We start from the raw sequence: 20,740 nt of genomic DNA, 5'->3' as shown, positions 1-20,740 counted from the left end.
CCCGGCGGCCGGGTGGTTTCAATCAGGGAATGACCTTGATCTTGGGATCGATAATGACGCGTGTCGACTGGTTGCCGGCATCCTGCGAGGCCTTGATGAAGAGCGAGTAGTCATACTCCCCCGCCTCCGCACAACTGGCGAAGAACTCAAAGCTATAGGGCTCGCACGTCGCGCCGTTCAGCATCAGCCAGGCCAGGCCGCAGAATTCACCGGCCGGCACTTCGGACTTGAACTTGATCCGGGCGGGCTCGAAACCCCAGCCCGGGATCTGCACATGAAAAATGAGACGAGCCGGTTCTTCGACCGTTTCGTCGAAGGGGCTGGCCCCCATGGTCGCACTGGCTGTCCATTGTCCGGCCAGCGCCGACAGCACCGCGGTGCGAAGCGTCGACGTGTCGGCCAGCGGGTACTGGGCGACGGTATCGGCGAAGGTGACAAAGATTGCCGAGATGTCGGCGTCGTCGAAATTCTCGCGCCCGGCATCGCTGCCCTGGACGACGAGAAATCCGTCGGTCGCCTTGGCGATCAGGCTGATCTGGGTCACGCCCACAGCCGTGGCGCATGCGTCGGTCAAACCGGATTGTGTCTGGCTGCCATCCAGCCAGGTTGCGTCTATCGTGCTCATGATTTCCCCTTGCTTGCCCGTTTCGGGTGGTCACACGTCCCCACCAGGGCGGATGTCTCCGCCCTGTCGTCACCAATCATTCGGCACTGATGCGCTCTCGTTGCAGGACCGCACGGGCCCTGTCGTATTCTGCCCGCGTGTCGGCCGGAACGCGCGCGATGACCGGCGTGAGCCGGTTCACCATCGCCTCGCGCACACGCGCCGCTTCCCGGTCTTCCCCCTGCTGATCGAGAAGCTCGGCCAGCGTGTTGGAAACCGCGGCGTAGAGGTAAGTCCCCTTGCTCAGGCGGTTCTGCCAGTCGTCGATCTGCTCCAGCTCCGACAACAGATGCTGCAGCGCCAGGCTGGCCGCATCGACATCGCCCAGACCCGCCAGAATGCGTGCCTCCATCAGCGATGCATGCAGGCGCGTATCGTCGAACACATCCCCTTCGGCAGAGATCCAGGAGGGATGCGTCATATAGGCCGATGCATCGAGATAGGCCTCGCGGGCAGCGTCGAGGTCGCCGGCGAGCAATTGCGCATCGGACAGCCACAGGCGCTGGCGAATGACAACCAGCCGCCATTGCAGGTTTGCCGGGTCGTGCGCGACAAGCGCATCGGCCTCGTGCGATGCCGGAATGAGGATCTGCAGCGCCGCCTCGATATCCGCCCGGCTGGCGCCGCGCCCTTCGGCGATGTGCAGACGCGCCAGCGCATATTCAGCGGTCATCGTGTCGCGGCGGATCGTCCAGTTGTCGGCGCCACCGCCCAGCTGCTCGTCATAGATGCGGATCTGCTGGCGCAGCGCCTCCATGGCAGCACTCCGGCCGTCAAGCGGTTCGGCGACATAGGCCATCCAGCCCCAGGCATCGGCCAGGTCGATCAGAGCGGCCTCGGACTCCGGCGACTCGTCCGCGATCGACTGGAAGAGCTCCAGCGCCTGGCGGAATTCGCGCTGGGCGTCGCGCAGGCGTTCATGGCCGATATAGACCGTGCCGAGATTCGAGTGGGCATAGGCCGCCTCGGCCTGCCACTCCAGATTTTCCGGCTCGTCGGCCAGCAGCTGGCGCGACAGGTCGCGATACTCGATGAAACGGGCCTCTGCCGTATCCAGATCGCTGCGGCGCCAGGCAAAATACCCCGCCCAGAACGCACTCTGAGCATGTTCGTAAATGCGTGCCGGCGAGGACGGATCGACCGCGAGAATGCGGCTGGTCGCTTCATAGGCGGTGTTGAAGTGGCGATACGCGCTCTCAAGATCGCCCTCGTCGGAGTCGATCTCGCCGAGCAGATGGAAAGCCCGGGCCCGCCGGCCCAGATCGTCGGACGACATCTGGCGAGGGTCGCGCTCGTCATAATACGCGATCACCTTCTCGCCGACGGCATCGAGAACATCGAGGCGCCCGACCGGTTCGAGTTTTGCGCGCAGGTCACTCAGCATGAACTCAATCAAATCCTCTGCCTCCGCCTTGCGACGTTCGGCTTCGGATCGGGCCGAGATCGCGAAAAAAGTCAGCGTCGACATCGTAAGAGACAAAGCAATGGCTGCGCCTGTGATCACCGTCACGCGGCGCTGGCGGCGTTGCAGGTCCCGCTGGATCAACTGGTCAAGCCGCACATCGATCAGCCCCGCCACAAGCTTCAGCAAGGCCATGCGCCAGCCATCGCCGGACCGGCGGAAGTCGGCGGCGACCGGTTCGGTCACCAGACCGTCCGGCGCCCTCATGTTCGGCGGGAAACACTCCTGGCCGGCCGGCCGGCCCGCAGCAATCGCATCCGGCTCACCGGACAGGATCGCGGCGAGCACATCGCCGCCGGGATTGAGTTCGCGGAAGACGCGGATTTCCTCATTGACCCAGCGCGAGTCCGCCGCGGCCGGCGAGCAGATGACGATCAGCGTGTCGGATCGCGCCAGGGCATCGCGCACCGAGGCAGACAGATCGCCGGAAGCCGAGAGGTCATCGCGATCGCGGAAGATCGGCGACAGGCGCCGCGGCACATCGCCCTTGCGCGTGACCTGCCCGACAAGACGGCTCGGAACACGATAGGTTTCCAGCGCACGGTGAAGCCGGCGCGCCCAGGCCTGGTCGGCATGGCTGTAGCTGATAAACGCCCGATAGCGGTTGTCCCCGGACATGCCCCTGCTCCCCCGTTTCGGACGCAGCATCATTGGGCGATTGGCGAGGACAGGCAACCGTAAGGAGAAAGCTTTTCCCGCACGCTGCCTGTGCCATCGGGGCCTTCAGCATCGCCCTCGACGAACTCTCGGGCGCGGGGCGGGGTGGTGGGGAGCGAATTGCGAAGTTGGGGCTTCGCATCGGGCAAGGATTCGCGCCCCACCGGATCCCCGGCGCAGGTGGACCTCCGACGGAGAGGAGTTTGGGACCGCTCTTTCAAGCGGCATGTTCCGAATAGCAACTTTGTGTCAGCAAGATACGTGATTAAGATCACGCCTTATGCAGAAACTCGCTTTTTCTAGACCGTTTCTGCAGTCCGCGCCGCCGCTGCCTCTGCAAGCCCGGGAATGGAAAGCGCGCCTTCTTCGGCCGTTCCGCATAACTGCCGGAAGCCGGTGAAAAGTTCGCGTCCCATGCCGGCCTGCACCGTGGCGGGAGCAATAGCGGGCGATCGGGCGGCGAAACCATCGGCAGCCACCGTCAACCGGCCGGCCGGCGCATCAATGCGCACAATGTCGCCGTCGCGAACCCGAGCGATCGCGCCGCCCAGCGCCGCCTCGGGACTGACATGGATCGCAGCCGGCACCTTGCCGGAGGCTCCCGACATGCGGCCATCGGTCACCAGGGCGACATGGAAGCCGCGATCCTGCAACGCACCGAGCGCCGGGGTCAGGCGGTGCAGTTCCGGCATGCCATTGGCCCGCGGTCCCTGGAAGCGCAGCACGGCGACAAAGTCACGATCGAGCTCGCCGGCCTTGAAGCGGGCGATGAAGTCGTCCTGGCTCTCGAACACGATCGCCGGGGCCTCGACGAGATGGTGCTCCGGTTTCACGGCCGAGATCTTGATCACGGCCCGCCCCAGATCGCCGTCGAGCACTTTCAGCCCGCCATCGGCCGAGAAAGGTTCGGCAACAGGGCGGACGACGTCGGTGTTCGCGCTCTGCGCCACGGCCGGCCGCCAGGTGACCCCGGCCTCGCTTTCGAACGGCTCGCTCGCATAGTGGCGCAGCCCGCGGCCGCTGACCGTCAGCACGTCCTCGTGCAGCAGGCCGGCATCGAGAAGCTCGCGAATGACGAAGCCGAGCCCGCCGGCCGCGTGGAAATGGTTCACGTCAGCCGGCCCGTTCGGATAGACGCGGCACAAAAGCGGCGTCACACCGGCAAGATCGTGGAAGTCCGACCAGTCGACAAGCAGGCCTGCCGCCCGTGCGATCGCGATCAGGTGGATGGTGTGATTAGTCGAACCGCCGGTGGCATGCAGGCCGACAATGGCGTTCGCGATGGCACGCGCGTCGACGATCTCGGCCAGTGGAGCGGGCTCGCCACCGCCGGGAACGATGGCCACGGCCCGGCGCGCAGCTTCCGCCGTCATGACATCGCGCAGCGGGTCGTCCGGATTTATGAAGGCCGCGCCGGGCACATGCAGCCCCATGATCTCCATCAGCATCTGGTTGGAATTCGCCGTGCCGTAGAAGGTGCAGGTGCCCGGCGAGTGGTAGCTTTTGCTTTCGGCATCCAGCAGCGCATCGCGACCGACCTTCCCTTCCGCGTAGAGTTGGCGGATGCGCGCCTTCTCCGGATTGGGCAGGCCGGAGCGCATCGGGCCCGCCGGCACGAAGACGACCGGCAGATGACCGAAGCGCAGCGCGCCGATCAGCAGGCCCGGAACGATCTTGTCGCACACCCCGAGACACAGCACCGCGTCGAACATGTTGTGCGACAGGGCGATCGCCGTCGCCATCGCGATCGCATCGCGGCTGAACAGCGACAGCTCCATCCCCGGCTGCCCCTGGGTGACGCCGTCGCACATGGCCGGCACACCGCCTGCCACCTGGCCGACAGCGCCGACTTCATTCAGGGCTGCCTTGATGATGCCCGGGAAGCGCTCGAAAGGCTGGTGCGCCGAGAGCATGTCGTTATAGGCCGTGACAATGCCGACATTGATGCTGTCGCCGGCCTTGAGCGCCTGCTTGTCGCCGCCGGGACATGCAGCGAAGCCATGGGCGAGATTGCCACAGGACAGGACGGCCCGGTGACGCCCGTCACGGCCGGCCGCGCGCATCTGGTCGAGATAGGCCGACCGGCTCGCTTCGCTTCGGCGGCGGATGCGGTCGGTGACCGCTTCGAGCGTGGAATTGAGACGTTGAGCCATGGGTCGCATCCGTTTGCGTGTGTGGTGTTTCAGTCGGTCCAGTGGATTTCCAGCGGCAGGGCCGCATCGCGCAGCAGGGCACGGACCGGCATGTCTTCGACCGGCCCCGGGGCGTGCGCGGCCTCCAGCGCCGCCAGCTTGTCCTTGCCGCGTATCATCAGCAGCACATGACGCGCCTGCGTCAACGCGGCCCGGGTCAGCGTCATGCGCAGCAGGTGATCGCCGGTCACGGCACTGGGCCGGGCCTCGATTGCGGCAACCGGCGGACCTTCGGCGGACAGCGCGGCTTCCAGTCCCCGGGCATGAGGAAACCAGGACGCTGTATGGCCATCATTTCCCATGCCAAGCACGGCAAGATCGATCCGGCCCGCGTCCTGAATTCGCCCGGCCAGGCCGACCGCGGCATCGAAGGGCGACGGGTCTGCCGTCTTCAGGCCAATGAAACGGGCTTCGGCCGCCTTGCCCGTGAGGAGTGTCTCACGAACGAAGCCTTCATTCGATCCCGCTTCACCCGGTTCGACCCAGCGCTCGTCGACCAGCAGCACGGTCACCCGGGCCCAGTCGATGTCGAGCTGCGACAGGGCGCGGTAGAGCGGCGCCGGCGTCGAGCCGCCGGATACTGCCAGGAGTGCCGAACCGCGTGCGCGGATCGCGGTATCGAGCACGGCCGCCACCTGCCGGACCAGATCTCCGGTCATCGCGTCGATCCCGGCATGATGCTGCACGGGATGGAGCGGTGCGTCAGTGCCGGATGGCATCGAACCACTCCCGGTCCTCGCGAGCCAGCAGCAAGGCGGCCTGCGTCGGCCCGTCAGTGCCAGCCTGGTAGCCATACAGCTTGGCCTGACCCTCGTCCCAGGCGCGGATGATCCCGTCGACCCAGCGCCAGGCCGCCTCGACTTCATCGCGCCGCATGAACAGGCTGAGATTGCCCCGCACGATCGCCATCAGCAGGCGCTCATAGGCGTCGGGATAGTTGGCCTCGAAATGCTCGGCATAGGACAGGTTCAACGGCACATAGCGCAGGCGCAGCCCGCCGGGTCCCGGATCCTTGGTCATCAGCATCAGCTTGACGCCCTCGTCCGGCTGCAGGCGGATCACCAGCCGGTTGGGATGCAGCGCGCCATCGACCGCGCCGACAACATCGTGCGGCACCGGCTTGAACTGGACGATGATCTCCGAACGCCGCGACCCCATGCGCTTGCCGGTCCGCATGTAGAAGGGCACGCCCGCCCAGCGCCAGTTCTCCAGCTGGGCCCGGATCGCCACAAAGGTCTCGGTGCCGGTATCGGCCCCGATCTCGTCGGCATAGCCGGGCACAGGTGAACCGCCGACCGCGCCGGACTGGTACTGTCCGCGCACGACATCCTGCGACACATTCGCCGCCGTGATCGGGCGCAGCGCCTTGAGCACTTTCAGCTTTTCAGTGCGCACAGCGTCCGGATCGAGCGAGGCCGGCGGCTCCATCGCCACCAGGCAGGCCAGCTGGAGCAGGTGGTTCTGTACCATGTCGCGCAGGGCGCCGGAGCGGTCGTAATAGCCGGCCCGCTCGCCCGCCCCCAGCGATTCCGCGACGGTGATCTGGACGTGATCGATCCCGTTGGCATTCCAGATCGGCTCGAACAGATAGTTGGCGAAACGCAGGATCAGCAGGTTCTGGACGGTTTCCTTGCCCAGATAGTGGTCGATCCGGAAGATGTTGTTTTCCCGGAAGACTTCACCGACCTGGTCATTGATCCGGCGGGCGGAGTGAAAGTCCGTCCCGATCGGCTTCTCCAGCACGATCCGGGCATTCGGCGTGTTCAGCGACTGCGCCGCCAGACCCGCGCAGGCCCGGCCATAGGTCGAGGGCGGAAGCGCGAGATAGTAGAGCCGGATCTTGTCCTCGTCGGGATCCAGCGCGGCCTTCAGGTCCGCCCAGTCTTCGCCCTGGGCGCTGACATCGACGGCCACATAGGACATGCGCTCGATGAATTCCGACCAAGCCTTGCGGCGCGCGTCCGTGGGGTCGCGCTCGAAAATATGCCGGGCGGCAATATCGCGGAAAGCGTCATCGCTCATCGGCTCCCGGGACGCCGCGATGATCCGCGAATCCGCCGTGATCTGGCCGTCGCACCAGCGATGGAACAGCGCCGGGATCAGCTTGCGAAGGGCAAGGTCGCCCGTAGCGCCGAAGACGACGATATCGAACGGTTCAACGGGGACGAGTTCGGCCATGCTGCCTTCCGGGGTTTGCGGCGTGTGTCCGGGGGAGACTCTATAACAGCAATGTTACCCCTAACATAACCGCCTGGGCGAAAAACTTTCTGTGCCCCGGCCTGCGCGCTTTGGGCGCATCGCGCGGCCACGAAGCGGGACGTAATGTCCGCAAAAATAATCACATGATTGCGTTCCCGCCATGACCGACATTCTTCATTCCCCCGTTTTCCTGCCCGGCTACGCCCTGGAGGCGGTGCCGCGCTATACCTCCTATCCGCCGGCGACCCAGTTCAATGACGGGATCTGCGGCGGTGCCTGGGCGGGATGGATGTCGGAAACGCCGGCCGAACCGGTGCTTTCACTCTACGTCCACATCCCCTTCTGCCGGTCGATGTGCTGGTATTGCGGCTGCAACACGACCGTGCCCAATCGCGACAGCCGGATCGAGCGCTATCTGGACGCCCTGCTGGCGGAGATTGCGACCCGTCCGGCTCCCGCGGGCGGCAAGGTGCATCACGTGCATTTCGGCGGCGGATCGCCGGACATGCTGTCGCCGGCGCGTTTCGGTGCCGTGATGGACGCACTGCGCGCCCGATACGACTTCGCGGACGACGCTGAAATCGCCGTCGAACTGGATCCGCGCGGACTGGACACCCGTCTGTGCGAGGCGCTCGCCGCAAACGGCGTCACCCGCGCCAGCCTCGGCGTGCAGGACCTGTCCGAAGAGGTGCAGACTCTGATCCACCGCATCCAGCCGCGCGAGCAGGTGGAAGCGGCCGTGCGGGCGCTGCGCAGCGCGGGCATCTCCCGCATCAACATGGATGTCATGTACGGCCTGCCCGCCCAGACGATCGAGCGCGTCGAGGCAACCGCCCGCGCCGTCGCCGAGATGGATGCCGACCGTGTCTCGGTTTTCGGCTATGCCCACGTGCCCTGGTTCAAGAAGCACCAGCGCGCCATTCCCGAGGACCGGCTGCCGGGCGCCCAGGCCCGGTTCGATCAGATGCTTGCCGCCGCCCGGACTCTCACCGGCGCCGGCTATGCCGCCATCGGGTTCGACCATTTCGCCCGGCCGGAAGACCCGCTTGCGCAGGCCGCGCGCGACGGTTCGCTGCGCCGCAACTTCCAGGGCTATACCGACGACCCCTATGACATCCTGATCGGCTTCGGCGCCTCCTCGATCTCCGAGGCCCTGCAGGGCTATGCCCAGAACATCCCCGACCCGGCCCGCTATGCCGAGGCGATGGCGTCCGATGGCTCGGCCATTGTGCGCGGCGTTGCCCGCTCCTGGCGGGAAGGCCGGATCGGCGAGCGCATCATGCAGCTCCTGTGCACCTTCGACATTCCGCTGGATGGCGACCTGTTCGACCCGGACGCGCTGGACGGGGTGATTGCCGACGGTCTGGCCTGGCTGGAGAACGGGCATCTGAAGGTGACACCGGCCGGCCTGCCCTATGTGCGCAATATCGCCGCTCGCATCGATCCGGGCTTCCAGCCGGCCGGCCAGAAGCACAGCCGCGCCGTCTGACAGGGTTTTAATGTCGCAGGATGGGGACGACAGCCCCGGGCAGGTTCTATAGAACCAAGGCAATTGCCCTTGGTGATAATCGCGTGACCTTCAAACTCGTTTCCGTTCTGGCATTGCTGGTGACCGGTCCGGCCCTCGCCGATCCGCTGGCCCGGATCGAGGGCGTGTCGGACGCGTCGCTGCGGGCGGCGCTGGAAACCGCGATCGGTGAGCGCGAAGCGCAAGCCGGCGGTGTTTCAAGCGCCCTGCGGGATGCCCGGACCGCGGCCGACCGCGCCCGCCGCCTCCTGCGCTCGCGCGGCTATTACGCGGCAACGCTGGAACCGATGATCGGCCCGCAGCAGGAGGCCGTTGTCCAGATCGCGCCTGGCCCGGTCTTCATCATCGCCGACATAGCAACGGAAACCGGCGACGATGAAGACGCCCGCGCCACGGCCCGGGAGGCGATCGGCCTTGAGACTGGAACGCCCCTGCGGGCCCAGTCGGTCATCGACGCCGAAGCGCAAGGTCTCGTCGCCCTGCACAATTCCGGCTGGCCGGACGCCCGGATCGAGGACCGGCGCGTGGTGGTCGACCACGCCACCGAAGAGGGCCGGATCACCTTTCGCTATACGCCTGGACCGTGGTCGACCTATGGCGAGATCGAGCGGGACACGGGCCCGTGGAACCCGCAATTCATCGCGCGCATGTCGCCTTTCACCACGGGGGAGCCTGCGAACCGCGAAGAGATACTGGAATACCAGAAACGCCTGACCGAGCTGGACAGCGTCGGCGCCGCCGACATCACGCTGGGTCCGGTCGGCGAGGACGGCAACCGGCCAGTCGATGTCGAACTCACACCCTCGGCCCGCCATTCCATCGAGACCGGGCTCAGCTATTCCACCAGCGAGGGCGGCGGCGGCAATGTGCGCTGGATCCGGCGCAATCTGCGCGGCAATGACGAGACGCTGACCCTGTCGGCAGGGATTGCGACGCTGAACCAGTCGCTGCTGGCCAGCGTGTCGCGGCCGCACTGGCGGCGCTTCGACCAGACCCTGCGCCTGCATGCCGGTCTCGTCAGCGAGGACACGGACGCCTACCAGCAGGAAGAGGCCGAGATCGGGGTGGAGGTCACCCGGCGCGACGGGCGGCGGACCTATGGCATCGGCCCACACATCGACTGGTCACGCGTCACCGATGCTTTCGGCGAGCGCGACGTTGTCACGGCCGCCATCGATCTGGTCGCCGGCTATGATTCCCGTCCGGACCCGCTCGACCCGGACAGCGGCATCTATGGCATGGTCCAGGTGACGCCTGCGACGACGCTGGGCGATTGCGGCTGCCAGTATGTGCGTCTGGAAGGGCGCGCCAGCACCTATTACCGCCTCAGCGACACGACCGTGGCGGCGCTTCGCATGCGGGTCGGGTCCGTCCTCGGCGCCTCGGCCACGGCCATGCCGGCCGACCAGCGCTTCTACGCCGGCGGCGGCGGTTCCGCGCGCGGTTTCGACTATCAGTCGCTCAGCCCGCAGGCGCCGGACGGAACGCCCTTCGGCGGGATTTCCGTGGTCGAGACGAGTGCCGAGCTGCGCTGGCGCGTGCGCGAGCGTTGGGGGGTGGTCGGCTTTGTCGACTCCGCCATGGCCTCCAGCGACCGCCAGCCCGACCTGTCCAATCTGCGCACCGCGGTCGGCGTGGGGGTGCGCTACTACTTCGACTTCGCCCCGGTTCGGGTCGACATCGCCACGCCGCTAGACCGGCGCGACGGCGAGGATCCCGTGCAGATCTATTTCAGCCTCGGCCAGGCCTTCTGATCCATGACAGCGCGCCAGGTCATAGTCCGCGTCCTGCGCTGGAGCGCGATCACGATCGTGATCCTCGCCGCGCTCGTGGCCGGACTGCGCCTGGCGGCAGGCGGTGCGCCGGGGCGGTGGCTGGTGACGAGCCAGCTGGACGGCCGCGAGATCGGCGGCCAGACGATCACGGTTGAGGGCCTGTCCGGCGATCCGCTGTCCCGTCTGCATCTGGACCGGCTGACACTCGCCGACGCCGACGGCGTCTGGCTGACGGCAGAGGACATCAGCCTCGACTGGCAGGCCTCGAGCCTGTTGTTCAAACCCTACCGGGTCCGCAGCATCAGCGCGGCCCGGGTCGACGTCTCAAGGCGGCCGGCCGGGCGTGACGACGCGCCGGACAGCGAGGGCGGCCTGCCGGACCTGCCGGCCCTCATCCTGGGTGAGCTGACCGTTGCGGAACTCGCGCTTGCCGAAGGCGTGGCCGGCCCGGCCTCGCGCCTGCGCATCGACGCCTCGGCGGAAGCCGGTGCAGGCGACGGAGCCCGGCTGCATCTGGACGCCGAACGGATCGACGCCGAAGGCGACCGCCTGGCCGCCGACCTGCGGGTCGATGCCAGCGGTATCGCCGGCACGCTGGATGCCTTCGGTGCAGCCGACGGGCCGCTCGCCAGCCTGCTGCGCCTGTCCGGGCGCACGATCCACGCCGAAGGCGAGATCGCAGGCGATGGCGATGCGGGTGAAGGCGATGTCGTCCTGCGGGCCGGCGACCAGGAGATGGCGCGGGCCCGGATCAACTGGACGGAACGCGACTGGCGCGCCGAGGGCCGGGTCGATGTCGAGGGCTGGGGCGTGGTGCCGGAAAGCTATCGCGACCTGGCGGGAGACGCCGATATTGTCGCCGAAGGCAGCCGCGAGGCCGGCTTCACCTTCACCCGGCTGGAAGCCGAAACCAGCAGCGGCTCCGCCACCCTCGCACCGGCCGGCGAAAACGCCTGGACGGTCAGCGCCCGGGCCAGTACCGGCACGATCGCCGCCCTCACCTCCGGCCGCGTGACCGCCCGCACGGCACGCTGGTCCGGCCGGGTCGAGACCGGCGACGGACTGCGGCTGGACGGTGAGCTCACCGCAGACGCGCTGGCCGTCGACTATGTCACGGCGGACCGGGTCTCCGGGCCTGTCACGGTGGTGCGCCGCGATGGACGCTACATCATCGAAAGCCGGCTGGATCTGCAATCGCCGCACCTGGCTGTCGAACAGGCCGCCCCCCTGATCGGCGACGCGGCGGTGCTGGACTTTGCCGGCACCTGGGACGGATCAGCCCGCGCGCTGGATATCGATCGCCTGGCCGTCGAGACGGATCATGCGCGCCTGGACGCCTCCGGCCGCTACCCGCTCGGCGAAGACGATCCCACGCTGGATGCGGTTCTGGCGATCAACGACATTGCCCGCCTCACATCGCGCGCATCGGGCCCGGCCCGCCTGACCCTGAACGCACAATCCTGGCAAAGCGCACAACTGACCGTCGACGCAGCCTCTGTCGTCTGGGACCCGGCCTATACAGACCTGCTGCAGGGCCTGGAGGGTGAAGTGACGGTCGCGCGGACCGACGACGGCTGGCAGTTGCGCGATATCCGCGCCCGCGCCAGCGGCGTGGATCTTTCCGGCCGGGGACAGACACGCGGCGATGGCTGGACAGCCGAAGGCGATCTCGCCCTGTCCGGCCAGCTGCCGGTGGAGGCCGCACAGATCGACGGCGCCCTGGCCACGGCATTCCGTGTCAATGCCGCCGGAAACGGACGCATCGAAATCCGCACGGCGACACGCAGCAATGCCATCACCGCCGGCCAGCTCACGGTCACCGACCCCAATCTCGCCGTCGAGACCATCTGGCAGGACGGCAGCCTGACGGCCGACTGGATCCTGGAAGCAACGCGCAACGGCAAGCCGGTCCGCATGACCGGCGCCGTCACCCGTGCCGGCGACACCTGGTCGGCCCATATCGATGAAAGCCTGATCGGCCCCTTCCGGATCTCGGCCTCGGCCGAGCAGACGGCGCAGCGGCTCGATGCCGCCTTCGACATGGAACTGGGCGACCGCGCCCGTTCCAGCATCCGCTATTCCGCCTCGCCGGAAGCCCTGCGCGACGGTGTGCTGGATGCCGAACTCATCATATCCGGCCACTCTTTCTCGGGCGGCTACCTGGCCGAGGCGACGCTGCGGCTGGACGGTCCCCTGTCGGACATGGCGGTGCGGACGACGGCGACCGGACGCCTGCGCAGCCCGCTGACCCTCAATGCTGCCGGACGTCTGGGCATCAGCGAGGACGGCGCCGTGTCGCTGAGCCTCAGCCCGTCGGGTCGCTGGAGCATTCACCGCATCCGCACGGCCGAGCCGGTCACGCTGGACTATGCCAATGGCGACTACCGGGCCGGCGGTGCCACCACGATCGGCGACGGCACATTGTCCTGGCGCTATGCCCGCACCGGCGGCCAGGCTGAGCTGGAGGCCGGGCTTGCCGGACTGCCCGTCACCGTCATTGCCGATATCACCGCCTTCCCGCCGGCGGCGGGCATGCTCTCCGGCGAGGTCCGGCTGGAACGTATCGACGGCCTCTGGCAAGGCGGCGCCGAGCTGGGCATTGACGACCTTGCAGCCCTTGCGGCCGACAGCGCACAGCCTGTCGATGCCGATCTGGTCCTCGACGTCGCCGAAAACGCCCGTATCGAGATGACGTTGACCGGCGACGATCTCTCCGGCAACGCCACTCTGGTGCGGGAAGGCCCCACGCCCCGCCTCGCCATGCTGGCCGGCGAGGATGGCAGCCCGATCTCCGGGCAGTTGCGCCTTCGCGGCGATATTGCCGACCTCGCCGCTCTCCTCGTACCGCCCGATGCGCGCATCGACGGCGGCGAGTTGGTGGCCGAAGTCGATCTTGCCGGTGTCCGCGGTACGCCGGAACTCGCAGGCCGGCTGCAACTCTCCGGCGGTCAGGTCACGGCCGCTGCGACCGGCGCCACGATCCGCGACCTGGAACTCGCAGCCACCTTCGATGGCAGCGGCCTGGAACTGACCGAACTGTCGGCCAGCGATGGCGAAAGCGGACGGCTGACGGGTTCCGGCGTCCTGCGTCTGCCAACCGAGGGTCCCCGGGGCGAAGCCGAACTGGAATTCGACCGGTTCCAGGCGGCGCGCCGCGACGACATGACCATACAGGCGACCGGCAATGCCAATCTGTCGCTCGACGCTCGCGGCCTGCTGATATCGGGCTCGACCCATGTCGACCGCGCCCGTATCCGCCCCTCGATGAACGGTGCCGCCTCGATCCCGGAAATCGACGTGCAGGAGATCAACCTGCCCAAGGGCCGGCAGAGCTATTCGCGCAATGTGCTGCCGATGCGGCTCGATTATGCCGTCGAGGCGGACCGGAACATCTATATCGACTCCTCGACCTTCTCGTCCGAATGGGGGCTCGACCTCAATGCCAGCGGCGCCGTCGGCAAGCCCGAACTGAACGGCCGGGCCATGCTGCTCGACGGCACGGCCTTCGTTTTCAACCGCCGTTTCCGGCTTGAGGGCGGCGAGGTCCGCTTCGACGGCGCGCCGGAGGATGCCCGCGTCGACCTGACCGCAACGCACGAACGCACGGGCTTCTCCGCGACGGCGCGGATCGAGGGACCTGTGCGCAGTCCCAGCGTGACGCTGAGCAGCGATCCCGCCCTGCCGGAAGACGAAATCCTGTCGCGCCTGCTGTTCGACGAGTCGGTCAGTGAGCTGGGCGCCTTCGAAGCGGCCCAGCTGGCAGCGCAGCTTTCAGGGCAGAGCCTGTTGAACATTGTCGGCCAGCTGCGCGATCTGGCCGGGATCGACCGGCTGTCGGTGTCGACCGACGCCGATGGCAATATCGCCGTCACCGGCGGCGTCCGGCTGGGCGACAATGTCTATGTGGAACTGGGCACCGGCGGCACATCGGCGCTCGGCCAGGCGCTGGTTGAATGGCAGCTGACACCCGATCTCAGCGTGCTGTCGCGCCTGTCTGCCGACACCGACGCCTCGGTCGCGATCCGCTGGCGGCGCGACTACTAGCCCCGGTCTCCCGCAAGGCGGCTTTCCCCACGGTCCTTGCCTGTCCGCGCGGCCAGGGTTACGCAGGAAACAGCGCAATTCACCCGGATCATCGCCAAACGCATGAAGAACTTCCTTCTTTCGATCATCAAGCCGAGCGGGCTCTGGGCGCGCATACTGGTCTTCGCGACCCTGGCCGGGGTCGTGGCCGCGGGCCTGACCGGCCATTTCGAACTGCTGCGCCAGTATCTCGACACCGACGCCCTGACCTACCAGGTCGGCGACGTCCGGATCAGCGCCTACACCGTGCTGCGCGGGGTACTGGTTCTGGCGCTCGTCTTCTGGACGGCCGCCATCCTGTCCGACCTGATCGAGAAACGCCTCGCCCATATCAGCCGGATGCGGAAGACGACGCGCGTCCTGGTCACCAAGATCTTCCAGATCGCCCTCTACATCCTGTCCGGCCTGGTGGCGCTGGACCTGATCGGGCTCGACCTGACCACGCTGACCGTCTTCGGCGGCGCGCTGGGTATCGGTCTGGGCTTCGGCCTGCAGAAAGTCGCCTCGAACTTTGTGAGCGGCCTGATCCTGCTGTTCGAACGCTCGGTGGAGCAGGACGACCTGATCGAGCTGCCCGACGGCACCAGCGGCTATGTGCGCCGCTCCAGTGCGCGTTTCATCCTGATCGAGACATTCGACGGCAAGGAAGTGCTGGTCCCGAACGAGGATTTCATCACCAACCGGGTGACGAACTGGACCCTGTCCAGCTCGAAAGCCCGGGTGGAAGTGCCGGTCGGTGTCGCCTATGGCTCGGATCTGGAGAAGGTGCATGCCCTGATGCTGGAAGCCGCACGCGAACACCCGCGCTGTCTCGAGGACCCGGAACCGGTCTGCTTCCTGCGCACATTCGGCGACAGCTCGATCAACTTCCTGCTCTATTTCTGGGTCGGCAATATCGTCGACGGCCGATGGGGTCCGCAGAGCGAGGTGATGTTCGCGATCTGGCGGAAATTCCGCGAGAACGGCATCGAGATCCCCTTCCCGCAGCGCGATCTGCACATTCGTACCAGCCTGCCTGGCCAGGAGGGTCCGCTGCGCGAACCCGGTGGAACGGGCGAGCCCGACGAGACAAGCGAGGGCGGCGATGGCTGACGGCAGTGCCATCCTCTACGCCGCCACAATCAATGGCGACGGGTCCGGCACACGGCTGTCACCGGACGACGCCTCAAGCCGCGCCCGCGACGATCAGCTGGCCTGGGTGCATCTCGACGGGCGCCATCCCGGCACACGCCGCTGGATCGAGACCGAGCTGGATTATCTCGATCCGCTGGCCGTCGATGCCCTGCTGGCCGAGGAGACCCGGCCGCGTCTTGTGGAGTTCGAGCGCGGCGCGCTGCTGATCCTGCGCGGAGTCAATCTCAATCAGGACGCCCAGCCGGAAGACATGGTCTCGATCCGGCTGTGGGTCGATGCGAATCGCATTGTCTCGGTGCAATTGCGCACGCTCAAGGCCGTGCGCGATATCCAGGACCGGCTCGATGCCGGCACCGGCCCGAAGCATTCCGGCGACTTCGTCGCCACCCTGTCGGCCCGCCTGTTCGAACGGATGGAACCGGTGATGACCGATCTTCACCTTGCCCTCGACGATGTCGAGGAAGAGGTGATGAACTCGCCGTCGGTCGAGGAACGCCAGATCATTGTCACCCTGCGCCGCCAGGCCATCATCTTCCGGCGCTATTTCGCCCCCCAGCGCGACGTGGTCGCACAATTGCGCGCACTCGATTTCGCCTGGATCGATGTGCCCGCCAAACGCCGCCTGCAGGAAAATCTCGACCGGATCACCCGCTATCTCGAAGACCTCGACGCGATCCGCGAACGAGCCCAGATCGTCAAGGACGAGCTGGCCAACGCCCTTGCCGACCGGATGAACAAGACGCTCTACGTGCTCTCGCTCGTCGCCGCGATCTTCCTGCCGCTGGGCTTCCTGACCGGCCTTCTGGGCATCAATGTCGGCGGCATGCCCGGCGCCGATTCCGGGGCCGCCTTCTGGATCGTCACCGGCCTGATGGCCGCGATCGGCGCCGGCCAGGTGCTGTTCTTCCGCCTGATGAAATGGCTCTGACCCGTCGCCTCACCGTGTGTGCGCGATGTGGTAGAGCCATTGCAGGTGGCGTTCGAAATTGCGCAACACCTCGCGGATGATCTGCACCTTGGAGAAGCCGTAGACGCAATAATGCTGTCCGCCATCGGAGAGCACCACCTCGGCGCGGGCGAACTCTTCCTCGCTCTTGTCCGCATCGATGCCCGGCTCGCCCTCTTCCTCCGGCGTTGCGAAATAGGGCTCGTCATAGAGGCGCCGTTCCACCCGGAAGACGAATTCCGGCCGGTCCTCGTCCTTCACACGCATGGAGGCACAGCCGCGGGCCTGGTCGAGCTCGGTCTCGTAGCCGTACTTCTTCAGCTCCTCAGCCACCGACTCCAGCGCCGGCATCACGGTCTCCTCGATATAGACGTCGACTTCCTTGCCGGTCGGCCGCGAGAACATCATCCGCAGGCGCGCCTTCCAGGGAACGGCAGCCCCCTCGACCGGCAATTGGGTGGCGGTCTTGCGCCCGGCGCGGCGGGCGGTTTCCACCGACCAGGCCCGGAACAGGCCGACAAAGGCGAGCATGATCACCAGGGTGAAAGGCAGCGCCGCCGCGATCGTTGCCGATTGCAGCGCACCGAGACCGCCGACCATCAAGAGGACGGCCGCAACCACGCCTTCCAGCAGGGCCCAGAAGAGGCGCTGGGAGACCGGCGGGTTGAGCGACCCGCCCGAGGCCAGGGTCGATTTCACCAGCGACCCCGAGTCCGACGATGTGACGAAGAAGGTCGCCACCAGGGTGATCGCCAGCACCGAGGTCAGGCCCGACAGGGGCAGATTGTCGAGGAAGGCGAACAGGGCCAGCTCGCTCTGCCCGTTGCGCACCGCATCGACCATCGGCTCGGCCAGCCCGGCCAGCGCGAGACGCAGGGCGCTGTCGCCATAGACCGTCATCCAGAAAAAGGTGAACAGCGTCGGGCCCAGCAGAACGCCGAAGATGAACTCGCGCACCGTCCGGCCGCGCGAGATGCGGGCAATGAACATGCCCACGAAGGGCGACCAGGAAATCCACCAGCCCCAGTAGAACAGGGTCCAGTCGCTCACCCAGACACCGTCGCCATAGGCGTCGACATTGAAGGTCAGCGTCGCCAGCTGGTCGAGATAGTCACCGATATTCTGCACGAAGGCGCTGATCAGGAAGAGCGTCGGACCCGCCAGCAGCACGAAGAGGATGAGGGCGATGGCGAGATAGAGGTTCAGCTCGCTGAGCCGCTTGATGCCGGCGTCCAGGCCCGCGACAACGGAAATCGTGGCAAGCGCCGTGATCCCGGCAATCAGCGCCAGCTGCACGACCGGCGCGATGGGGACATCGAACAGCGTATTCAGACCGGCATTGATCTGCGTCACGCCGAAGCCCAGCGAGGTCGCCACACCGAACAGCGTGCCCAGCACGGCGATGGTGTCGACGGCATGGCCGATCGGACCGTAGATGCGGTCGCCGATCAGCGGATAGAGGGCGGAGCGGATCGTCAGCGGCAGGCCGTGACGGTAGGTGAAATAGGCCAGGCTCAGCCCGACGACGACATAGATCCCCCAGGCGTGGACGCCCCAGTGGAAGAAGGTCAGCACGATGGCCTGACGGGCCGATTCCAGTGTTTCCGGATCGCCGTCGGGCGGGGTGAGATAGTGGGTCAGCGGTTCGGCGACGCCGAAGAACATCAGGCCGATCCCCATGCCCGCCGAGAACAGCATCGCGAACCAGGGCGCAAACCCGTATTCCGGCTCGCTGTCATCCGGACCCAGCTTGATCCGTCCCCAGTCGGAGAAGGCGACGACGATCAGCGCGATCAGGAAGAAACCAACCCCGACGGAGTAGAGCCAGCCCGTGGTTTCCGTGATGGCGTCGCGCAGGCCGGTAAAGGCCGCCTCGGCGGAATCGCCGGCCAGCACCGCATAGGCCACCCCGGCAAAGACCAGGGCAGCGGCGGGGAAGAAGACGGCGGGTTCGATCTTTCTCATGGGATCAGTCCTCGCTTTCGCGGCGTGTGTCAGGCTCCGGAACGATAGCTCGTGAGGGCAGGCCCCAGAGCCGACTTCAGCGGGTCGAGATGGCGTTCGAAATGCCGCCACTGCTCGACGCCGCTGTCATAGATGGGCTGGCGCACCTGTTCGGAACTCGCGGTCCGCACGGCACGCTCGGTGGTGTGGAAATCCAGGCAGGCCTGCTCGAAGGACAGGCCGCAGAAATCCAGGATGCGCCGGACCTGGCTCTCCAGATCGGCCACGACATCCTCGTACTGCACGCGCAGGATCTCGCCGGGCAGCACCCGGTCCCAGTGATCCATCAGCTCGACATAGCCGCGATAATAGCGGCCGACCTCGTCGAGCCCGTAGGTGAATTCCTGACCCTCGGCGAAGAGTTGCTTGAAGCCGGAGAAACAGCACGCCATCGGCGCACGGCGCGCATCGATAATCTTCGCATTGGGCAGGATCAGCTTGATCAGACCGATATGCCTGAAATTGTTCGGCATCTTGTCGGTGAAGAAGGGCGCGCCCTGGCGGTGGATGCGGGTGTTCTCGATATAGGCCTCGCCCAGCTCGCGCAGCTGGCGGGCATCGAGTTCGTGCAGGATAGCCGGGTAGCGCCCGGCCCCGTCCTCACCCCGCGTGCGGCCGCGCAGCCGGTGGGCGGTGGCGAGAATGTCGGGCAGTTCCAGCGTGCCGTCGACCTGGCTGTGCGAGGCCAGGATCTGTTCGAGCAGGGTGGAGCCGGCACGCGGCAGGCCGACAATGAAGATAGGGTCCGGCGCCGGACAGCCCTTGCCGCCCTGAGCCTCGAACAGCGCGCGCGTGCACGTCGCCGCCTGGGCGTTCAGCTCCTGCGCCATGATGTCGGAAGTATAGCGCGTCTGGATGCGCTTCAGATCATTGCCACGCTCATAATATTCAAACGAGATGTCGTAGGCGCCGGCATCCTCATAGGCCTTGCCCAGGGCAAAGCAGATATGGATGCGGTCATGGGTGCGCAGGCCCGGCGCGCCCTCCTGTTCGCGCATCCGTGCAATCTCGTCATCGGTGAAGCGATAGGTCTTCAGATTGGCCAGCCCGTACCAGGCCTCGCCATAGTCCGGCCGCGTCGCGCAGGCCCGGCGATAGGCCTCGACCGCCTCGCCGGTGCGGCCCATCGTCTTGAGCGCGTGGGCACGGGCGGCATGGGTGCCGGCATCGTCCGGCAGAGCGGCCAGCACCTTGTCGAACCCGGCCAGCGCCGTTTCGTATTCGCCCACGGCGAGCGCCTCGACAGCGTGGCGCGACAGGAAGACCGGGCTGTCCGGGTCCCGCGCCAGCAACGCTTCGGCCCGGGCCAGCGCCTCGGCATGCTTCTGTCGCTTCCGCAGCACCTCGATATGATCGAGCCGCACGGCGATATTGTCCGGCTCGAACTCTGCCGCGCTTTCCAGCAGGAACTCGGCATCGTCGAGCACGCCGAACCGCTTGCCGATCTCGGCCAGGATGCGCATCCCCTCGACATGTTTCGGGTTCTTCTGCAGGAAGGCGCGCGCCAGCCCTTCGGCCTTGTGCAGGCGGTTCTCGTGCAGATGATTCATCGCCGCCAGCAGCGGTTTGGGCAGGCGGGTGAGCGCCTCGGCCTGGGCGCGGCACTGACGGGCCTCGGCCGGCTCGCCCGTGCGTTCCAGGGCTTCGGCAAGCCCCAGCCAGGCGGCCTGCAGGGCCGGGTTCGCCATCGTCGCCGCGCGGTAGGCGACAATCGCCGCGGCATCGTCACCGGTCTCGCGGAAAAGATGCCCCTCTTCCTGCAAGGCCCGGCCGAAATCCGGTGCCTGTGCCTTGAGTGTGTCCAGCGCCTTGCGGGCGCCCGCATGATCCTTGCCGTAACGCAGGCAAACCGCCCGCATATAGAGCGCGTCGACATGCTGCGGATCGGCCGCCAGAAGCGCGTCGAGCTGCGTGATCGCAGCGTCGAACCGGCCGGCATACATCTCGGCCTGGGCGGTCTTGAGGGCTTCGGAAGGATCGGCTTCGGACACACGGGCTCCGGGCTGGAGAGACAGAACGAAAAGCGCCCCGCCGCCGGGCGGGACGCTTTCCGGTTATACATGCGGTCAGGTCAGATGAACCGTCACGGCTCCCCG

At 66.8% G+C, this 20,740-nt stretch carries 12 protein-coding genes; 5 read left to right on the top strand and 7 right to left on the bottom strand.

Going from position 1 to position 20,740, the window contains the following annotated elements:
- Nucleotides 1-22 precede the first annotated feature (22 nt).
- The 5 genes from JJ918_RS15575 to zwf all read right to left on the bottom strand — a co-directional run bounded on the left by JJ918_RS15575 (nt 23) and on the right by zwf (nt 7,153).
- Complete coding sequence (locus JJ918_RS15575; protein ID WP_291889367.1) at nt 23-625, bottom strand: hypothetical protein; 603 nt, start codon at nt 623-625, stop codon at nt 23-25.
- A gap of 76 nt (nt 626-701) precedes the next feature.
- Complete coding sequence (locus tag JJ918_RS15570) at nt 702-2,744, bottom strand: toll/interleukin-1 receptor domain-containing protein (RefSeq protein WP_291889365.1); 2,043 nt, start codon at nt 2,742-2,744, stop codon at nt 702-704.
- 338 nt (nt 2,745-3,082) lie between these two features.
- Entirely contained in the window at nt 3,083-4,936 is a 1,854-nt protein-coding gene (gene edd, locus JJ918_RS15565) for a phosphogluconate dehydratase (RefSeq protein ID WP_291889363.1), read from the bottom strand.
- Between the two features lie 29 nt (nt 4,937-4,965).
- Nucleotides 4,966-5,694 (bottom strand): 6-phosphogluconolactonase, encoded by a 729-nt coding sequence (gene pgl, locus JJ918_RS15560; protein ID WP_291889361.1) that lies wholly within the window; start codon nt 5,692-5,694, stop codon nt 4,966-4,968.
- Nucleotides 5,678-7,153, bottom strand: a complete 1,476-nt coding sequence (gene zwf, locus JJ918_RS15555) for a glucose-6-phosphate dehydrogenase (protein WP_291889358.1) — start codon at nt 7,151-7,153, stop codon at nt 5,678-5,680. Before zwf ends, pgl begins: the two co-directional genes overlap by 17 nt.
- A 181-nt stretch (nt 7,154-7,334) precedes the next feature.
- Between zwf and hemN the strand changes: the two genes are divergently transcribed.
- The 5 genes from hemN to JJ918_RS15530 all read left to right on the top strand — a co-directional run bounded on the left by hemN (nt 7,335) and on the right by JJ918_RS15530 (nt 16,622).
- Nucleotides 7,335-8,663, top strand: coding sequence for an oxygen-independent coproporphyrinogen III oxidase (hemN, locus tag JJ918_RS15550; protein ID WP_291889355.1), 1,329 nt, complete (start codon nt 7,335-7,337; stop codon nt 8,661-8,663).
- An 83-nt stretch (nt 8,664-8,746) separates the two neighbouring features.
- A complete protein-coding gene (locus JJ918_RS15545; protein ID WP_291889352.1) occupies nt 8,747-10,456 on the top strand; it encodes an autotransporter assembly complex family protein in 1,710 nt (569 codons plus the stop codon).
- Nucleotides 10,457-10,459: 3 nt separating this feature from the next.
- Nucleotides 10,460-14,521: a translocation/assembly module TamB domain-containing protein gene (locus JJ918_RS15540; RefSeq protein ID WP_291889349.1), complete on the top strand. Its 4,062-nt coding sequence runs from the start codon at nt 10,460-10,462 to the stop codon at nt 14,519-14,521.
- Between the two features lie 102 nt (nt 14,522-14,623).
- Nucleotides 14,624-15,652, top strand: coding sequence for a mechanosensitive ion channel domain-containing protein (locus tag JJ918_RS15535; RefSeq protein ID WP_291889347.1), 1,029 nt, complete (start codon nt 14,624-14,626; stop codon nt 15,650-15,652).
- Nucleotides 15,645-16,622, top strand: a complete 978-nt coding sequence (locus tag JJ918_RS15530) for a zinc transporter ZntB (RefSeq protein ID WP_291889343.1) — start codon at nt 15,645-15,647, stop codon at nt 16,620-16,622. Before JJ918_RS15535 ends, JJ918_RS15530 begins: the two co-directional genes overlap by 8 nt.
- 9 nt (nt 16,623-16,631) lie before the next feature.
- Here JJ918_RS15530 and JJ918_RS15525 read toward each other — a convergent pair whose 3' ends face one another.
- Nucleotides 16,632-18,605 carry a BCCT family transporter gene (locus JJ918_RS15525; protein WP_291889340.1) on the bottom strand — a complete coding sequence of 658 codons (1,974 nt, stop codon included), beginning with the start codon at nt 18,603-18,605 and terminating at the stop codon, nt 16,632-16,634.
- A 29-nt stretch (nt 18,606-18,634) separates the two neighbouring features.
- Nucleotides 18,635-20,635 carry a tetratricopeptide repeat-containing sulfotransferase family protein gene (locus tag JJ918_RS15520; RefSeq protein ID WP_291889337.1) on the bottom strand — a complete coding sequence of 667 codons (2,001 nt, stop codon included), beginning with the start codon at nt 20,633-20,635 and terminating at the stop codon, nt 18,635-18,637.
- Between the last annotated feature and the right edge of the window lie 105 nt (nt 20,636-20,740).

Origin of the sequence: Maricaulis sp. (assembly GCF_017642925.1) — a bacterium.
Taxonomy (GTDB): Bacteria; Pseudomonadota; Alphaproteobacteria; order Caulobacterales; family Maricaulaceae; genus Maricaulis.
Note: the sequence above shows the minus strand (reverse complement) of the source record. Positions and strands in the feature narration are given on the sequence as shown.